General features: G+C 60.3%; 10 protein-coding genes and 1 pseudogene. 3 read left to right on the forward strand and 8 right to left on the reverse strand.

The window, feature by feature from the left end; all coding sequences use genetic code 11:
* The 6 genes and pseudogenes from ROTMU0001_RS07745 to ileS all read right to left on the reverse strand — a co-directional run.
* Window positions 1-384 (reverse strand): annotated as a pseudogene (locus ROTMU0001_RS07745) (Rne/Rng family ribonuclease); the annotation flags it as partial.
* 608 nt (window positions 385-992) lie between these two features.
* Window positions 993-1,232 carry a hypothetical protein gene (locus tag ROTMU0001_RS07755; protein WP_005505761.1) on the reverse strand — a complete coding sequence of 80 codons (240 nt, stop codon included), beginning with the start codon at window positions 1,230-1,232 and terminating at the stop codon, window positions 993-995.
* Between the two features lie 326 nt (window positions 1,233-1,558).
* Window positions 1,559-2,221: a vitamin K epoxide reductase family protein gene (locus ROTMU0001_RS07760; protein WP_005509072.1), complete on the reverse strand. Its 663-nt coding sequence runs from the start codon at window positions 2,219-2,221 to the stop codon at window positions 1,559-1,561.
* A 505-nt stretch (window positions 2,222-2,726) separates the two neighbouring features.
* Entirely contained in the window at window positions 2,727-3,404 is a 678-nt protein-coding gene (locus ROTMU0001_RS07765) for a TenA family protein (RefSeq protein WP_005509074.1), read from the reverse strand.
* A 399-nt stretch (window positions 3,405-3,803) separates the two neighbouring features.
* A complete protein-coding gene (locus ROTMU0001_RS07770) occupies window positions 3,804-5,474 on the reverse strand; it encodes a bifunctional folylpolyglutamate synthase/dihydrofolate synthase (protein WP_005509075.1) in 1,671 nt (556 codons plus the stop codon).
* A 132-nt stretch (window positions 5,475-5,606) separates the two neighbouring features.
* Complete coding sequence (ileS, locus tag ROTMU0001_RS07775) at window positions 5,607-8,948, reverse strand: isoleucine--tRNA ligase (protein ID WP_005509076.1); 3,342 nt, start codon at window positions 8,946-8,948, stop codon at window positions 5,607-5,609.
* Window positions 8,949-10,411: 1,463 nt separating this feature from the next.
* Between ileS and ROTMU0001_RS07780 the strand changes: the two genes are divergently transcribed.
* Complete coding sequence (locus ROTMU0001_RS07780; RefSeq protein WP_005509077.1) at window positions 10,412-11,353, forward strand: DUF6318 family protein; 942 nt, start codon at window positions 10,412-10,414, stop codon at window positions 11,351-11,353.
* Between the two features lie 343 nt (window positions 11,354-11,696).
* Window positions 11,697-12,674 carry a DUF6318 family protein gene (locus tag ROTMU0001_RS07785; RefSeq protein ID WP_005509078.1) on the forward strand — a complete coding sequence of 326 codons (978 nt, stop codon included), beginning with the start codon at window positions 11,697-11,699 and terminating at the stop codon, window positions 12,672-12,674.
* Window positions 12,675-12,906: 232 nt separating this feature from the next.
* Here the strand turns inward: ROTMU0001_RS07785 and cobA are convergent, their stop codons facing one another.
* Together cobA and nirB are read right to left on the reverse strand one after the other, a co-directional pair.
* Entirely contained in the window at window positions 12,907-13,818 is a 912-nt protein-coding gene (cobA, locus tag ROTMU0001_RS07790; RefSeq protein ID WP_005509079.1) for a uroporphyrinogen-III C-methyltransferase, read from the reverse strand.
* Between the two features lies 1 nt (window position 13,819).
* Window positions 13,820-16,489 (reverse strand): nitrite reductase large subunit NirB, encoded by a 2,670-nt coding sequence (gene nirB, locus ROTMU0001_RS07795; RefSeq protein ID WP_005509080.1) that lies wholly within the window; start codon window positions 16,487-16,489, stop codon window positions 13,820-13,822.
* Window positions 16,490-17,034: 545 nt separating this feature from the next.
* On the opposite strand from nirB, the gene nirD reads away from it, so the two are divergent.
* The coding region (gene nirD, locus ROTMU0001_RS07800) for a nitrite reductase small subunit NirD (RefSeq protein WP_005509082.1) at window positions 17,035-17,359 on the forward strand (325 nt) is incomplete at its 3' end.

The raw sequence follows: 17,359 nt of genomic DNA on the forward strand, positions 1-17,359 counted from the left end.
GACGGTCTCGACCTTCGCGGTCTTCTCCTCAACAGTAGGCTCAGCCGCCTTCTTCTCAGCAGCCGCAAACAGGCTATCCAGAGTAGAAGCAACCTCAGTCTCAGACGCAGCGGGAGCGGCAACCTTCGGTGCCGGCGCGTGCTTCGCCTTCGCGTTACGCAGGTTGGTCAGGCCAGCAGCAATCGCCTCATCCAGGGGAACCTCAGGAGCCTTCTCCTTCTTCGGGCGGCCCGGACGGCGACGCTCAGTACCCTGCTGGGCGTCAGAGCTCTCACGAACATTCTTACGCAGAGTTTCACGGGTCTCTGCAGAGGCGTTCTTCTCCTCCGCGAGGGCGTTCAGCGCCTCAAAAACCCCAAGTTCGACGTTCTTCTCGTCAGACATTAATCTTCTTTCGTTACACCCTGCTCCGCACCGCAAGGATTTTAACAGCGCGCATACAGCGCAAAGCCTAGTTGCTGTCACCGCGGCTCAAGCCTCACCCTACGGTGCGCGTTCATTGGCGCTACCGGGCACTATCTCGTTCAGTGCTTCTGCCGTAGGGGGCGAGCGGGCGGAACGCAGAGCGCGCCGCGACGGTCACAGCCACCTCGCTCTCGAGCACGGCACGCTCACACCCTTCCTGGATGCCCTGCCGGTCTTCGGGTTTCTTCGCCGAGGCGGGCGGCCCGCGCGGTGCGACAGTTATGCTCCGCGGCTTATAGCCGGCGCTCTTCGGGTACTCTCCCTCGATGCGTTGGTGGGGATCTTTATGCGCGTGCGGGGCGCACAAGACACCGTGTTCCATTATACCCGGTAGAGGGTACCTCTAAGCCACCCCGCCCATCCTATCTGGGCTCCACCTCCCGGCAGGATGCGCGGGCACATTGCCTCGGACACCTTGCGGCGGGCACAATACCGCGAGCACACTGCGGCGGGCACATTGCGGGTACAGCAAAGCCGGGCGTGCCACTACGCACCACCCGGCTTCAAAAAGTTCTCAAGAGGAGGGGCTAGTCCAGACCCAGTTCCGCATCGCGCGCCTCACGAGCCTGCTGAGCAAGCTTCGGGTCGGTCGGCAGGTACTCCGGACCGGAACCGGTCGCAAACGGAACGCCCAGAATGAAAACAAACGGAGAAACAACCAGCAGAATCACCCACAGCAGCGAGAAGTGACCGGCAGTCAGCAACAGCAGGGCAGTCAGAAAAATAACAGCAGCAGCGCCCATTGCGGCAATTCCGGCAGTCTTCACGGTTCTCCTCGAAGGGGTATCAAGAATCTAGTGTCCAGCAGAACGGCAGACAGTCAACGCCGCAGGCAAAACCCGCGGACGGCTCCGGCTGACGCCGCTCAAGAATATACCTGACCATTATACGCACCCGCGCCGCCTCCCCGCTGACTTCACGGCTCGGGTCGCCGGCGCCTCCCCCGCTACCCGGCGCCCCAGCCCGGCGTATTCTACCCGGCACGATCAGCCCGGTGTATTCTGCGCAACCTCACCCACCCGCAGACGCAACAACGCCCCGGCACCAACAAGTACCGGGGCGTTGAATGTTCGGGGCATCAGCCCTCAAATGCTTAGCGCATCATATTCACAATGACCTCAAAGAAGCGGATCACAATAATGCCGAAAATCAGGATCAGCCACAGGCTAATCGCAAACCACGACCAGCCGCGAGCGCTCTCACGCATCGACTGCGACGCCGGAATAACACCCGCCGAAATATTGCGGACCGTAGTCTTCACAAACAGCGTGATGGTCATAACCCACACGATCATGCAGAACAGGCACAGGGCATTAATCTGGAACGTCGTCTGGTACCACAGCCACATAATGAATGCGGTCGCCGCAGCCAACCCAATGTTCATGCACACCCAGAACCACTTCTTAAACTGTGCGCCCGCCATGATTGCGGCACCGATAGTCACCACAATCGAGAAGCCCACCAGACCAATGAACGGGTTCGGGAAGCCGAAAGCTTCCGCCTGCGGGGTGCGCATCACCGTGCCGCAGCTGAGCAGGGCGTTGATATCGCAGACCGTGGAGTGGCCGGCATCAATGTAAATCTGCAGGCGCTCATACACCAGAATCGCTGAAGAAATGAGTGCAATCAGGCCGGCGCCAACCAGCCAGAATCCGAGCTGTCGGTCTGAGTAGCTGCCCGGGGTTCCCGCGTGCCCGTGCTGCGCTTCTTTTGCAGCGTGGGTGGGCTCGGTAGTACTCGATGCGGCGGTACTCATACGACTCCTTCAGATAGTGTTTCACGGTGATACTTGCGTAGCGGATATCTGCGCAGTGAATATTTGCGCAGCGGCACCGTCTTAAGCTCAGTGCGTTGAGGGGCGCGTGCAACCGTCAACGCGGCAGACGCCGGGGACGGTTGAGGAGGTACCGGTTAGGTTCCTCAGGGGTGCGCCTCACCTCGTGCAGTAGCGGGTACGTACCGGCGCGGCATAGCCAGCACCCCGGAAGCGGTACCCCATTTATCCTAGCCTCTCACACCGCCAAATGGCACGCCATCAGCCTATATGTTCCGTTTTATGACGTGCTATTTTACGCAGATGGGTGCGTTTTCGGGGCACTTTCGGGGCTAATTCCGGGCGCTTTCGGGGTGTCTTTGGGGTGTCTTTAACGCGCGAAACCCCCGGAAGGCGCCCACAATTCAGCGGCGGGCGGAACCTTCCGAGGGTTTCAACGGGATATTTTCTAGGGCTTTATCCGGGGCATCACTTAGGGCGGTATTACCTAGGGCAGCGGGTGGGTGTACGACTCATCAAAGAACAGCTGCTCCAGCTCCACCGCGCGGCTAAAGAACTCGCGGGCACGCTGCGCATCCGACGGGCCCACACGATCCAGTTCGCGGCGCAGGAAATCAACCAGCTCACGGAACTCCGGGTAGTCGTGCAGGGTAATCCACTCGTGGTGCACAAACGATTCGGGACGCTTGGCGGGAGCCTTCGACGCCCAATCCAGGTACAGGCCCTCGCAAACCACCAGCACCGACAGGATCGCCGCGTAGCTACCGCTTGCCGCCGCGTCGAGGAAGAGACGCTTGAAGCCGGTGGTCGCCTCCGTATCGGGCATGGAATCACGCTGATGCTCAGTCACGCCCAGAGTCTCAAAACAACGCAGGAAGTAGGTGTTCTCATCGCCCGCAATCTCGCCGGCAAACTGCGCCAAGCGCAGACGACCCGCGAGAGTATCAGCGTTAGCAATCGCGCCACCAATCAGGGCGAGGAAGGTATCGAGGAAGCGGTAGTCCTGCACCAGGTACCCCGCCATGACCTGCGGGGCGATTGAGCCGTCAAAAAGCTCAGCAACAAAGCGGTGGTTCGTGGCGGAAAGCCAGGTGTCGAGGTTCTCCTGACGTAGGGACTCGGTGAACGAATCGGTGCCAATCAAATCGGTGAAGGGTGCGGGCATAATGGGTGCCTTTCACTATGTGGCATACCGTCGCTGGTATGCGTATGTGTGCGGGTGTGTTGGTGCGGCCTCAGGCGTTGGGGCCGGCGCCTCAGCGAATATAGCACCGTGACGCCAAGGCGTGCCCGGTTTTGCACCCCGGTGCCCACAAATTTTCGTTCTTTTCGATTTTTTGGGTGGGTGAGGGCGGATGATGCCGGTCAAATTCGGGCGATTGGGGTTAGGTGAGAGCCTATGGGAACACGTGAGAAATCATGCGTTCGAGTGGGAGTATGAGGGCAAAGGCATAAAAAGCGGGGGCACGAAAAAACGGGGTGCCACTCCCCCAGCCAGTAAATACCAGAAATACTAGCCGGAGGACGGCACCCCGCCTCATGTCTGCAACCTCAACAGGTCGCTTTAGTGATCCGCATCGTCCTCAGAATCATCGTCACCGAAGAAATCATCGGTGTACGAATCGCCCAGCGGCAGACCCAGCGAATCCTCCAGCGAAGAACCCGCCGCAGACTCGCCACCCAGCTCAGCCATGATGCCGTCCAGCAGCTCATCCGGCTCAGCAGAGGCAGCCGCAGCCGCCGCGGCAGCCAGAGTCGAAGCCGACGCCGCGCCCGCAGAACCCGCATAAGCACCCTCGGCGCCCAGCTCATCCGGCAGCTCCTCAGCCTCAGCGCCGGGGGTCTTCGCCTGCTCATGCGCCGCCAGCAGGGTACGTGCCTCACCAATGACCGTAATCGAACCGGTAATCAGCACACCCGCCGACTCCTGCTCAAAGAGGGCGTTCTCCATGGCGGTGGCAATCGCCTCGTCCAGGTGCTCAAACACCTCGATCGAGTCTTCGTCCAGGCCCGCGTCCAGCGCCAGCTCGTGCAGACGCTCCGGCGCAATCGCACGCGGCGAATCCGACGCCGCCAAGTACAGGCGGAAGGTACCGTCAGAAGCGTCAACGTACTCTTCGCGCATGGTCTCAAACATGCCCAGAGCATCCTTCTCACCCAAAATACCGACCACGGCGTGCAGGTGGGACAGCTTGAACGCCTCAGTCAGCGCAGCCGCGGAAGCACGCACACCGTGCGGGTTGTGGCCCGCATCCAGGATGGTCAGCGGCTCGGTGCGCACAACCTCCAGACGGCCCGGCGAGCGCACCGTCTCAAAGGCGGTACGCACCACGTCCTCGGGTAGCTGACGCTGACCGCCGAAGAACGCCTCCACGGCGGCAAGAGCCACCACGGCGTTCTGCGCCTGATGTGCACCGTGCAGGGACAGCGGCACATCCGGGTACTCGCCCGCTAGGCCGCGCAGGGTCAGCAGCTGACCGCCGACCGCAAGCTCACGGGAGACAACGCCGAACTCCACGCCCTCGAAGGCGAAGGATGCTTCCTTCTCGCGGGCGGAGGCGAGCAGTACGTCCGCCGCTTCCGGGTCCTGCGCCGCAGAAATCAAGAAGCCGCCGGGCTTGATGATGCCAGACTTTTCGGTCGCAATCTCGGCGAGGGTTTCGCCCAGCATGTCGGTGTGGTCCAGACCGATCGGGGTAACCACGGAAACCACGCCGTCGGCAACGTTCGTGGAGTCCCAGGTGCCGCCGATACCGACCTCGAGCACCACCACGTCCACCGGCTCGTCCGCGAAAATCGCGAAGGCGAGCACGGTAACGGACTCGAAGAAGGTCAGGGCGGGCTCGCCGCGGGAGGTCATCTCCGCGTCCACAATCTGCATGTAGGGGGCAATTTCCTCCCAAATGCGCACAAAGGTGGCGTCCGGTACGGGCGCGCCGTTAATGCAGATACGCTCGGTAACGCTTTCGAGGTGCGGGCTGGTAAAGCGGCCCACACGCAGGTCGTGGCCGAGCAGCAGCGCCTCAATCATGCGGGCGGTGCTGGTCTTGCCGTTCGTGCCGGTGATGTGGATGACCGGCGCGGCACGGTGCACGTCGCCGAGGATTTCGACGGCGCGCGCCACAGCGTCCAGGCGCGGCGCCATCTTGTTTTCGGGTGCTCGCGCCAGCAGTTCACCGTAGACCCGCTCCACGCCCTCGGGGTCGGGAATTGCGGGGTAATTCTTCTCGCTCATTGTTCTCCTCACTGGGATAGCCGGCCGGTGCCGGCAGGGGCCCACCGTGCGGCAGGATAACCGTGCGGCGGGATAGACGACGGGCCGCCCCGCCCAATCAAGGGGGCGGGACGGCCGTACGGTTCAGGCGTTTTATGCCTTGGCTACGCTAATGCTCAGCTCGGCTGCTTCGCTCAGCAGCAGGGACACGGCGAGGGTTTCACTGGTCACCAGTGCTTCGTTGGCGCGCAGAGCGGCCAGAGTTTCCTCCGGTGCCGCGATGCTCAGGTTGATGCGGTCCGCAACGTTCAGGTCGGCGTCCTTACGTGCCTGCTGAATAGCGCGGATGGTGTCGCGGGCGATACCCTCAGCAACCAGCTCATCGGTCAGCTCAATGTTGAGGACCAGGAAGCCGCCGGGCAGAACCGCAGCCGCAGTGTGCTCAGCACCCTCAGCGTCAGCGGCAACCACGGTTGCCAGCTCGTATTCGCCCTCTTCCAGAGCCAGGCCGCCGTCCAGAGCTGCCACGCCGACCAGGACGGTACCGTCCTCGGTCACGGTCCAGTCACCGGACTTGGATGCCTTAATGGCAACCTGCACCTGCTTGCCCAGGCGCGGACCTGCCGCACGTGCGTTGACCTTCAGCTGCTGGGAGATGCCGTAGTCGGCGGGGTCGACAGTGTCGGCGCTGACCAGCTCCACCTGGCGCAGGTTCAGCTCGTCCTCAACGATGTTCGCGAAGTACTCCGCACCCTTCTCACCGAAAGCGGTACCCAGGGCAGCGAACTGCTCGGGTGCGATCGCCACGGTCATCTTCTGCAGCGGCTGGCGCACGCGGATCTTCTTTTCCTTGCGCAGTGCCGAGCCGGCGGAGCAGACCTCACGCACGGTCTGCATGAGAGCCAGCAGGTCAGACTCATCAGCGAAAGCGGATGCCTCGGGCCAGTCAGCCAGGTGCACGGAGCGTTCACCGGTGAGGCCGCGGTAGATTTCCTCGCTGCTGAGCGGCAGCAGGGACGCGGCGACCTTCGACACGGTCACCAGTGCGGTGTAGAGGGTGTCGAATGCGTCGGTATCTTCGTTGAAGAAGCGCTCGCGGGAGCGGCGCACGTACCAGTTGGTCAGTGCGTCGGCGTACTGGCGCAGGGATTCGCAGGCGTTCCAGATGTCGTAGGAGTCCATCGCTGCGGTGACCTGCTCGATGAGTTCGCGGGTCTTGCCGAGGATGAAGCGGTCCATCACGTGCTGCGAGTCGTACTTGAGCTTTGCGCTGTAGCCTTCGCCGTTGTTAGCGGCGTTAGCGTACAGGGCGAAGAAGTGGTAGACGTTCCACAGCGGCAGCATGACCTGGCGAACACCCTCGCGGATGCCCTGCTCGGTCACGATCAGGTTGCCGCCGCGCAGGATCGGGGAGGACATCAGGAACCAGCGCATCGCGTCGGAGCCGTCACGGTCGAGGACCTCGGAGACGTCCGGGTAGTTACGCAGGGACTTGGACATCTTCTGACCGTCCGAGCCGAGCACAATACCGTGGCTGATGACGTTCTTGAACGCGGGGCGGTCGAAGAGCGCGGTCGCCAGTACGTGCAGCACGTAGAACCAGCCGCGGGTCTGACCGATGTACTCGACGATGAAGTCTGCCGGGTAGTGGTTCTCGAACCATTCCTGGTTCTCGAAGGGGTAGTGCACCTGCGCGTAGGGCATGGAGCCGGAGTCGAACCAGACGTCGAGCACGTCTTCCACGCGGCGCATGGTGGACTTGCCGGTCGGGTCGTCCGGGTTCGGGCGGGTCAGCTCGTCAATGTACGGGCGGTGCAGGTCGGGTTCGCCGTCCTTGTTCAGGGGCAGGCGGCCGAAGTCTGCCTTGAGCTCTTCGAGGGAGCCGTACACGTCCATGCGCGGGTAGTTCGGGTCATCCGAAACCCACACGGGGATCGGGGAGCCCCAGAAGCGGTTACGGGAGATGGACCAGTCGCGTGCGTTCTCAACCCACTTGCCGAACTGGCCGTACTTCACGTTTTCCGGGATCCAGTTAATCTGCTTGTTCAGCTCGTACATGCGGTCCTTGAAGTCGGTGACCTTCACGTACCAGGAGGTGATTGCACGGTAGATGAGCGGGGTGCGGCAACGCCAGCAGTGCGGGTAGGAGTGCACGTAGGACTTCTCGCGGATCAGCACATCGTCTGCCTTGAGGGCGTTGATGATGGTGCGGTTCGCGTCGAATGCCTGCACGCCTGCAATCTCAGCCAGGGCGGTGGAGCCGGAGGCGGTGGGCTCGGCGAAGAGGTTCAGGAACTTTGCGCCTTCGTCGAGGGAGAGGATCACGGGGATGCCGTAGCCTTCACAGACCTTCTGGTCGTCTTCACCGTAGGCGGGTGCCTGGTGGACGATGCCGGTACCGTCACCGGTGGTGACGTAGTCGGCGACGAGGATCTGCCAGGAGGTTTCGGTGCCCCACTTTTCGGTGTCTGCGAAGTAGTCCCAGAGCGGGGTGTAGCGCACGTGCTCGAGCTGGGAGCCGGTGTAGCGTGCGGTGACGGCTGCGTCTGCGTCCTTTTCGGGCTGGTCGCCTTCGTAGCCGAGGTCCTTGGCGTAGGAGCCGAGCAGGTCGGAGGCAATCAGGAAGGAGCGGCCCTCGAACTTGCCTGCGCCGGGTACGACGGAGTATTCAATCTCAGGTCCGACGGCGAGCGCCTGGTTGGTGGGCAGGGTCCAGGGGGTGGTGGTCCATGCGAGTGCTTCGACGCCGTCGAGTTCTGCGGCGACCTTCTCGTCAGCGCCGAGGGCGGTGTCTGCGGTGAGGCGGAATGCGACGGTGACGGTCTGGTCCTGGCGGTCCTTGTACACGTCGTCGTCCATGCGCAACTCGTGGTTGGAGAGGGGGGTCTCGTCCTTCCAGCAGTAGGGCAGCACGCGGAAGCCCTGGTAGGTCAGGCCCTTGTCGTAGAGGCGCTTGAACGCCCAGATGACGGACTCCATGTACTCGACGTTCAGGGTCTTGTAGTCGTTTTCGAAGTCGACCCAGCGCGCCTGGCGGGTGACGTACTTTTCCCACTCGTTGGTGTACTTGAGCACGGATGCGCGGGCAGCGTCGTTGAAGTTGTCGATGCCCATTTCGAGGATTTCGCGCTTGTCGGTCATGCCGAGCTGCTTCATTGCCTCGAGTTCTGCGGGCAGGCCGTGGGTGTCCCAGCCGAAGCGGCGTTCTACCTTGTGGCCGCGCTGGGTCTGGTAGCGTGCGACGAGGTCCTTGGCGTAGCCGGTGAGCAGGTGGCCGTAGTGGGGCAGACCGTTAGCGAAGGGAGGGCCGTCGTAGAAGACGAATTCGTTTTCGCCGTTTTCGCCTGCGGGGCGGTTCTCGACGGATGCGGAGAAGGTGTTGTCCTTCTTCCAGTAGTCGAGGACTGCTTCTTCGAGTGCGGGGAACTTGGGCGATGCGGTGACGCCGCTTCCTGCGGCTTCGAAGGCGCTCGCCTTGGGGTATACATGGGACATGTGTTTGTGCGCCCTTATCTGTTGTTCTCAACGCTGAGAGGTTGGGGCGACAGGGTACGTAGCACTCGTCGTCCGCACCGTTTCAGCGGGTGAGGATTGACATGACGGGTGCAAGGACGCCTGGGCATCGCTGACGTATCCGGGCTGTGCCGGGGGTCGGGATGCGGCGCGGTACCACCTTGCTTACTGATTTAACAGCTCAACGCACCGAACCCTCCCGGGGCTACCTGGCGTCGCGTGTCCGCGATACCTAGCCACCGGAAGAGCGGCGCGTTGGGCGGGTATCAGTCGCTTATTACAGCTATATCGGGCTTAACCGTCCGGTTCTACTGGGACTACATCTCTTCCGCTAAGACACCCTCGCCGCAGCGATTGGCGGGTGCCCGCAGGTGCGGTCCGTTCTTCCGAATTGCTCGCCGGTGATGGCCGGGTCGTTGCAAACACTAATAGTTTATGTGGCTTTTGTGTCTGTATGCAACCCCGCAGGGTGTGGGTTTGAACAGCACTTTTCAGATGTGCCGATGCTGGAGGCGTAAAACAGAATGGTTCTTCGTTCGGCGATATCTAGAGCGAGTAGGGGGCTTAAGGGGTCCCACCACACCCCGCACTCGGGCGTGTTTAAGGATGTATGTTTTTTCATTCCTTGCGTGTTGCTTTAAGTGGGTTTCGATTTTTTCGAGGGAACCTGAGGGATTGCAGTCAGTGCAACCACAAGATATGGGGTGAACACCGATGTAATTCCACTAGATATTCACCCCTGCAAGTTTTTGTCCCCTCAGTATCCCGTGTGGGAACCGGTTTTTCTGAATGATTCAGCAATGCATAGCGGGTGAATAGAGTGCATATTTCAGGGGTTTCAGGCAGATTCCCCCTTGTTGAATCGAGTATTTCTCCCGAACTACTGAAGGCCTCCTCGCATTCAGAAGGTTGAGCCAGCCCCTCTCCCCTCCCCTATCTTTTGCGAACGCAAGGACGAGGCTCTTTCATTTTTTAGGTCATAAATATGACTGAAATCACTTAATCGAATATGCGCACACCTCCTCACCAATCAGCCGCCTCCATCAAATAGCTCCCCATCAACAGAGCATGGTCGCAATACTTTACAGTGATTGATATCTTGAGTGATCTATAGGCTCACAGAGATTACTAAGGTGTATTTTCGTGTATTTTGAGCTCAAAATAGTCTAAAATGAATCGTGCAACACATCAATGATGATTCGATAGTATTACTTACCCTCTCACCGGGGTGTGAATATAGCAGTCTCAACGATGAGTTCACCGCGTATCCGTTCGCTCCACCAGCAACATGTACGCACCCGAGGTCACTTCCGGACGTGGGCTGAAACCGTGGCATTTGCCCGAAGTTTTACCCCCTTTCACGACCTCACCCAACACGCCATACAACCACGCGCCCGCCGCCGGGTGCCCCGAGCCCGCCTCGGCATAATTCAAGGAGTTCACCGATGCTCTCACCCTCTTCGAGCACCCGTTCCGCCGTTTCCCGCCTTATGAGCCGCCGTACCCTGCTGCTCGGTGGCGCGGTTTCCCTCATGGCCGGTTGCGCCTCCGATATTCGCCCGCTGAGCGAAGAAGCAAAAGCTAAGGTAGGCTCCCCCACCCCGTCCGCGAGCGCGACCGCTTCTGCGTCTAGTTCGCCGTCTGCTTCACAGTCTGCTTCACAGTCTGCTTCGGCGACCGCATCAGCAAGCGCTAAGAGCAGCTCGTCCAGCGCGGCACGCGTACCCGTATCTGAGGACGCACTCGTTGAGGGTTGGGAAAAGTACCCCGGCCCTCTGAAGCTGACCGGCGAATACATGGGCGAGTACCAGCCCGCAACGGATTCTTCCCCTGCGAAGAACGTACCTAAGCCCCTCAAGACCGTTCCGCACCGTGAAGAACCGACCTTCCAGGGCGCCTACGAGACGTTGCGTGCCTACTACAGTGCTCAAATCACCGCGCTCAAGGATGGCCACTATGCAGATCAGGCGATTGAGCTGACCTACCCGGCAGACAAGAGCGCCATCGACGAGGTTAAAGCAGTCAAGGAACTGTATGAGCAGAACGGCTGGTACATGGACTTCACGTGCAGCATTTCCATGCGGAATACGGAGCCTAGAACCGCCCTGAAGAACGGTGACGGCTACGTAGAAATCATGATGGACGCCAAGTATTCTGCCACCGCCATCCATCAGCCGGACGGCACCGAGCGCAAGATACCGGCGATTACTCAGGTGGCTATTCCGCACGTGATGCTCTACACCGAGGGTAAGTGGTGGCGAATCGGCAACGATTATCTGAACGAGCGTCTGAATGGCGGCAAGAGCTCTTCCGCTTCTTCTGGCTCCGGAGGTTCCAGTTCTGCCGGTTCTAGCGGTTCTTCGGGCCGCGGCTCCACTAAGGTCTAAATCCGGCAAGGTCTAAATCCGGCAAGGTCTAAACTAGCCCCGTTTCATCAATTTCATACGCACTAGCCCAAAGTCGTTGAGGCACAGTCCCCCTGCACCTCACCGACTTTGGGTTATTGTGCCTTAAAGACAATGTCCAGGGTTTTTTGACGAAGTTTTAAAACCAGTCTTCTATAGTAAGAAGTGGATACTTCGTATCGCCGCAGTTCACGCTCCGGCACACCCGTATCCCGGTACCCCTTGTGTACCGCGCACCATACAAAAAACGATGAGGCGGATCCTTTCGTACGCATCACAGCGTTGTGAAGCGAGCTACCTCAATCAACCACTTTCAGGAGATACCATGTCCTTCCGGCCGAGTGCACACGCCAGCTTCTCTGCTAACGACCGAAACGGATTGACCCGCCGCACCGTTCTCTTTGGCGGTCTGACCGCCGGTGCTTTGGCTCTAGCCGGATGCGCTTTCAACAAGGATATTCGCCCCACCGGTACCGGCGACACTTTCTCCGGTTCCCCGAGCGCCTCCGCCTCCCCCTCGGCGTCTGCGTCGGCTTCGCCTTCTGAGTCTGCCTCGGCTTCGGCATCCGCTTCGTCTTCGTCTTCGTCTTCGTCAAGCCGTAGTAGCGCGAAGATTATTCCGTCCGACGAGTTCTTGAAGGACTATAAGAAGTACATTGGCGACGTCAAGTACGAGTACAAGCCCGCCATTGCGCACTATGTTGAGCCGACCGACACCTCCCCCGCGAAGAACGTTCCGATTCCGGTCATTGATACGGTGGCTCAGCGTACCGTCAGTCTCGAGGGCGCCTACAAGACCCTGGCCGCTTACCAGAGCGCGTACATTGCCGCGATGTACAGCGGCGATCTGCAGTACCTCAAGGGTCTGGTCCACGGCGCTGACAGCGGTCTGGTCAACAATCTGAAGGCTATTGCTAAGCTCTACGCTGCGGGCGGTTGGACTAAGGACTACGAGAGCAAGCTGAGCATCCGTGACGATCTCGAGGCGAAGGCTCTTGCCTCTTCCGATTTGGCTGTTGTGGCGTTCCCCTGCCGGGATGTGGTCAAGGAATACACCATCTACCAGAAGGGCACCGGTGAGGTTCAGAAGGCAAGCACCCTGGATGTCGTTATCTATGTGGTGTACGCCGAGGGCAAGTGGCGCGTGACCAGCCGCGAGTACTTCGTGTCCCAGTACAGCGACCAATTCCGCAAGGTCTTTGAGGGTCCCTCCTCATCGGCTTCGGCAGGCAAGTCCAGCGGTGGCGGCTCCGGCAGCTCCGGTGGCTCTAGTTCCGGTAGCAGCAGCGATTTCAAGATCTAGGCACTGAGATTCTAAGCTCCAAGATTAGGATTTGAGCGCAGCACCCCTGATGAAAGCGGGGCGGGTATCAACTGATACCCGCCCCGCTTTCGTATGTTTTTGTGCCGCGGCATTCCGGCGCGGCAATATGACCCGGCGCAGCAATATAACCCGGTACAGCAACAGCCCCGCTCCTCGGCAACTAGGAAAACCAAGGATGCGGGGCTGCGCAATACTATCTGGCGCACCGCCTCTAGGAGGTGGAACGCTCACGCAGACGCTCGTGAACCTCGCTCACAAAGCGGTTCTGATCATCGCGAGCATAATGCACGACCTCACCGATGACGGTAATAGCCGGCGCCTTGACCGATGCGCAATCCGCCTGAGCGTTCTCAAGGGTCGTGACAGTCACGCGCTCCTTCTCAGAGAAACCGTTCTCAATGGTTGCCAGCGGCGTGTCAGCCTCAATCCCACGAGAGAGCAGAGACGCCACCGTATCGGGCAGGGTACGAACACCCATCAGCAGCACCACGGTACCCTGGGCGCGCAGGGTCGCCTCAACCGCCGACACTTCGGTTTCCGACAGGCCGGAGTGACCAGAAATGACGGTGAAAATCGAGGACACCTTACGCAGGGTCACCGGAATCGCCGCACGCGCAGGAACCGCAATGGCGCTGGTAATGCCGGGGATAACCTCAGCCTCCAGGCCTGCGGCGATGCACGCATCCAGCTCTTCAGCGCCGCGACCGTACACGTACGGGTCGCCACCCTTCAAACGCACCACGGTCTTACCCGAAAGCGCGTAATCAATCATGAGCTGCTGAATGCGGGACTGCGGAACAGCGTGCTTACCGGGAACCTTGCCTACATCAACAATGAGGGCGTTCGGTGCGTACTCGCCGTACTCCTGCGGGGCGAGGTGATCCAGAAGGACCACGTCCGCCTCACTCAGGGCACGTGCCGCACGCAGGGTCAGCAGGTCGGCGGCACCGGGGCCACCACCCACAATGTAGACCTTGCCGGGGTTCTCAGCAGGCTCGCCGGGCAGAAGAATGCCGCGTTCCGTCACGCTATCGTCCAGGGTGTGCCCGGGCGCCCCGCCCGCGAGCACCTCGTCAATAGTGGCGAACTCGCGGGGCGGGAACGGAGGAATCTTCGGGCACATACTACGCTGCCGGGACCGGGTTGAGGTCACTGGGCTTGCCCACGGGAATCTTGGCACCGGTCAGCAGGACGGTGTTGGACTCGCCAGCTTCTGCCGCCGCAATTTCCTCGGGGGTTGCGGGGCGAATCTGCTCGCGCTCCAGCACGTACAGGTGCGAACCCTCGTCGCTGCCGTTGGGCTCGTTGATGAAGGCACGGAAGCGGCGCAGGCGGCGCTCGTCGCGCAGGGTTGCTGCCCATTCGTCCTCGTAGGAGTCAACGTGACGCTGCATGTCGCGCTCCAGGTCCTCACACACGCCCAGGGAGTCCTCAATGAGGACGGACTGCAGGTGTGCCAGACCGTCGCCGTGCTCCTCATCCAGATCCTCGAGCCAGCGAGCGGTACGCTGCAGCTTGTCTGCGGTACGGATGTAGTACATCAGGTAGCGGTCGATGTAGCGGATGATGTCCTCGCTGGAGGCGTCCTTGACGAAGAGGCGACCGTGAGCGGGGTTTGCACCACCGTTACCACCCAGGTACAGGTTCCAGCCGTTGGTGGTTGCAATCAGACCAACGTCCTTGCCCTGTGCCTCAGCACATTCACGGTTACAACCGGAAACACCGAACTTGAACTTGTGCGGGGAACGCAGACCGCGGTAACGGTTCTCCAGCTGGACTGCCATGCCGGTAGAGTCCTGAACACCGAAGCGGCACCAGGTCGAACCCATGCAGGACTTCACGTTACGCAGGGACTTACCGTATGCCTGACCGGACTCGAAGCCAGCGTCCACCAGGCGCTCCCAAATGTAGGGCAGCTGCTCCAGGCGAGCACCGAACATACCGATACGCTGTGCACCGGTGATCTTCACGTACAGACCGAACTCTTCAGCGACCTCTGCGATGACGCCCAGCTTCTTAGCGGGAATCTCACCTGCGGGAATACGCGGAACGACGGAGTAGGTACCGTTCTTCTGCATGTTCGCCAGCGCACGGTCGTTGGTCTCCTGAATACCACCGCGGCCTGCGTCCAGGACGTAGGAGTTGCGGAAGGAGGAGAGAATCGACGCAACGGTCGGCTTACAGATAGCACAGCCGTCGCCACCGCGACCGAAGCGTGCCAGCACGGAGTCGAAGTCGTCCAGGCTGGTCAGGCGCACAGCCTCAGCCAGCTCAGCACGGGAGAAGTCGAAGTGCTCACACAGTGCCTTGGAGACGGTCAGACCCATCTTCTTCATCTGCTGTTCCAAAGTCTTCTGCAGCATCGGAACACAGGAACCACACTGGGTACCCGCGGTGGTGCAGGACTTCAGGGACGCAACATCGTGGTTGCCGTCAACGATTGCCTCGCGGACAGCACCGAAGCTGATGTTGTTGCAGGAACACAGGATTGCGTCGTCGGGCAGTTCGGTGTCGGGGATGCCGTCGCCGCCGCCAGCTGCGGTCAGGTAAACGTTCGGCTCAGCGGGCAGCTCGCGGCCAAGCAGGGGCTTGAGGGAGTCGAAGGGAGCGGTGTCACCGACGAACACGCCACCGAGCAGGGTCTTTGCGTCGCCGCTGGTCACGATCTTCTGGTACATGCCGCGTGCGGGGTCTGCGAACAGAACCTCGAGGCAACCCTCGGTGGTGCCGCGGCGGTCACCGAAGCCAGCGACCTGAACGCCAGAGAACTTCAGCTTGGTTGCGATGTCGAACTCTTCAACCTGAGCTTCTTCGTTGTCGTTGAGCAGGTTAGCTGCAACAGCGTCAGCCATAGCGTTAGCCGGTGCGACCAGACCCCAGGTGCGGCCCAGTACGCAGGCGACCTCACCGATAGCCCAAATGTGCTCGTCGGAGGAGTGGCATGCGTCGTTGACGAGAATACCGCCGCGCTCGCCCAGTGCCAGGTCGGCGTCGCGTGCCAGCTCGTCGTTGGGGCGAATACCGGCACCGAAGACCACCATGTCGGCGGGCAGGGTGCGGATTTCTGCATCCTCGGAGGGAGAATCTGCGATGGAGACGGAGACGACGTTGCCGTCAGCATCCTTGTTGATGCCGGAGATGTACACGCCGGTCTCAATCTCAATGCCAGTTGCCTTAATCTGGGCGTTCACGGCGTAACCGCCACCCTGGTCAACCTCAACGGAAAGCAGCCAGGGAGCCACATCCAGAATGGTGGGCTCTGCGCCCAGGTCCTTCAGACCCTCAGCTGCTTCGAGGCCGAGCAGACCGCCACCGACGACGATACCGCGGGGTGCGCGGCCCAGGGTGGACTGCAGACGGTTGACCTCGGAGACCATGTTCTTCACGTCGTCAATGGTGCGGAAGACGTGTGCGGCGTCCGAGTTAAGAATGGGGATACGAACCGCGCGGGAACCGGTCGCGAAGACCAGCACGTCGTAGGGGTACTCGTTGCCCTCGGTGTCGGTGACGACGCGGCGGGTGCGGTCAAGCTTCTCTGCGTGGCAGTTGTTGACCAGGTTGATGTTCTCTGCATTCCACAGTTCGGGGTCACCGAGGGTCAGGTCCTTCTCGGTGTCCTTGAAAATCTTCTCGATAGCAACGCGGTCGTAGGGGATGTAGGGCTCATCGTTGAGGACGGTGATGGTGTCCGCTGCGCGACCGGCAGCTTCAGCGCCTTCGTGGTACGCGCGTACAAAACGCCACGCAGCGGGGCCTGCGCCGACAACGAGAATGTTGCGGGGGGTGTGCGACATGGATTTTCCTTCCTAGTTGTAATGCAGGTAGTTCATGGCACTTATCTACCCTCAGTGTGCGGCTGGATCGTGCCCGGTATTGGAACTCCTAGTTTCCGTACCGTTGGGCTCGTACCTGATGCGTACCGAGTAGTTGGAGCGCCCGCTTCTTTAGAATGCATCTGAAAATTACGAAACATTTTTGTGTGGGATTATGTTGTTTTCTTCAGGCAGTCAAAAGGCGTTTTAAACTACGACTTTTATCGTACACTCTAGCGCGGGGTCGAAGTATCGAAAATCCGTATTTTTTGGGAAAATTTTCCAAAAAATCCGCGGAATACCGGGCTGGAATAGGGTATTCTTACCTTATCTAAACCTAATTTAGGTAAGGCTAATCTATGAAATTTGAGATCATCTTTTAGGGTAAAAATAACCTTTAGCACCCTCCGCGCGCCCCATTTCCAAATGTGGGTTTCATAAGGTAAACTCCAAACAAAGAACACACGAACCGCTATTGTGTCCTGCACCCCGCGCGGCGCAGACCACCACTTCGAAAGGAAACTCCCATGGCTGAGAACTGGGTACGCATCTGCGCTGAATCTGACCTCGAAGAAAACTGGGGTGAAGTCGCCCTGGTCGACGGCTACCAGTACGCCATCTACAAGACCAAGCACGGCATCTTCGCCGGCGACCACCTCGACCCGCACAGCCAGGCACTGGTCCTCGCACGCGGCATCGTCGGCGAGAAGAACGGCAACCCCACCCTCACCTCCCCCCTCTACAAGGAGGTCTACGACCTGACCACCGGTGAGTGCGTCTCCGACCCCTCCTACTCCATCAAGGTCTACCCCGTAGAGGTCCGCGACGGCGACGTCTACCTCAAGACTGCCT

This window comes from Rothia mucilaginosa ATCC 25296 (assembly GCF_000175615.1).
GTDB lineage: Bacteria > Actinomycetota > Actinomycetes > Actinomycetales > Micrococcaceae > Rothia > Rothia mucilaginosa.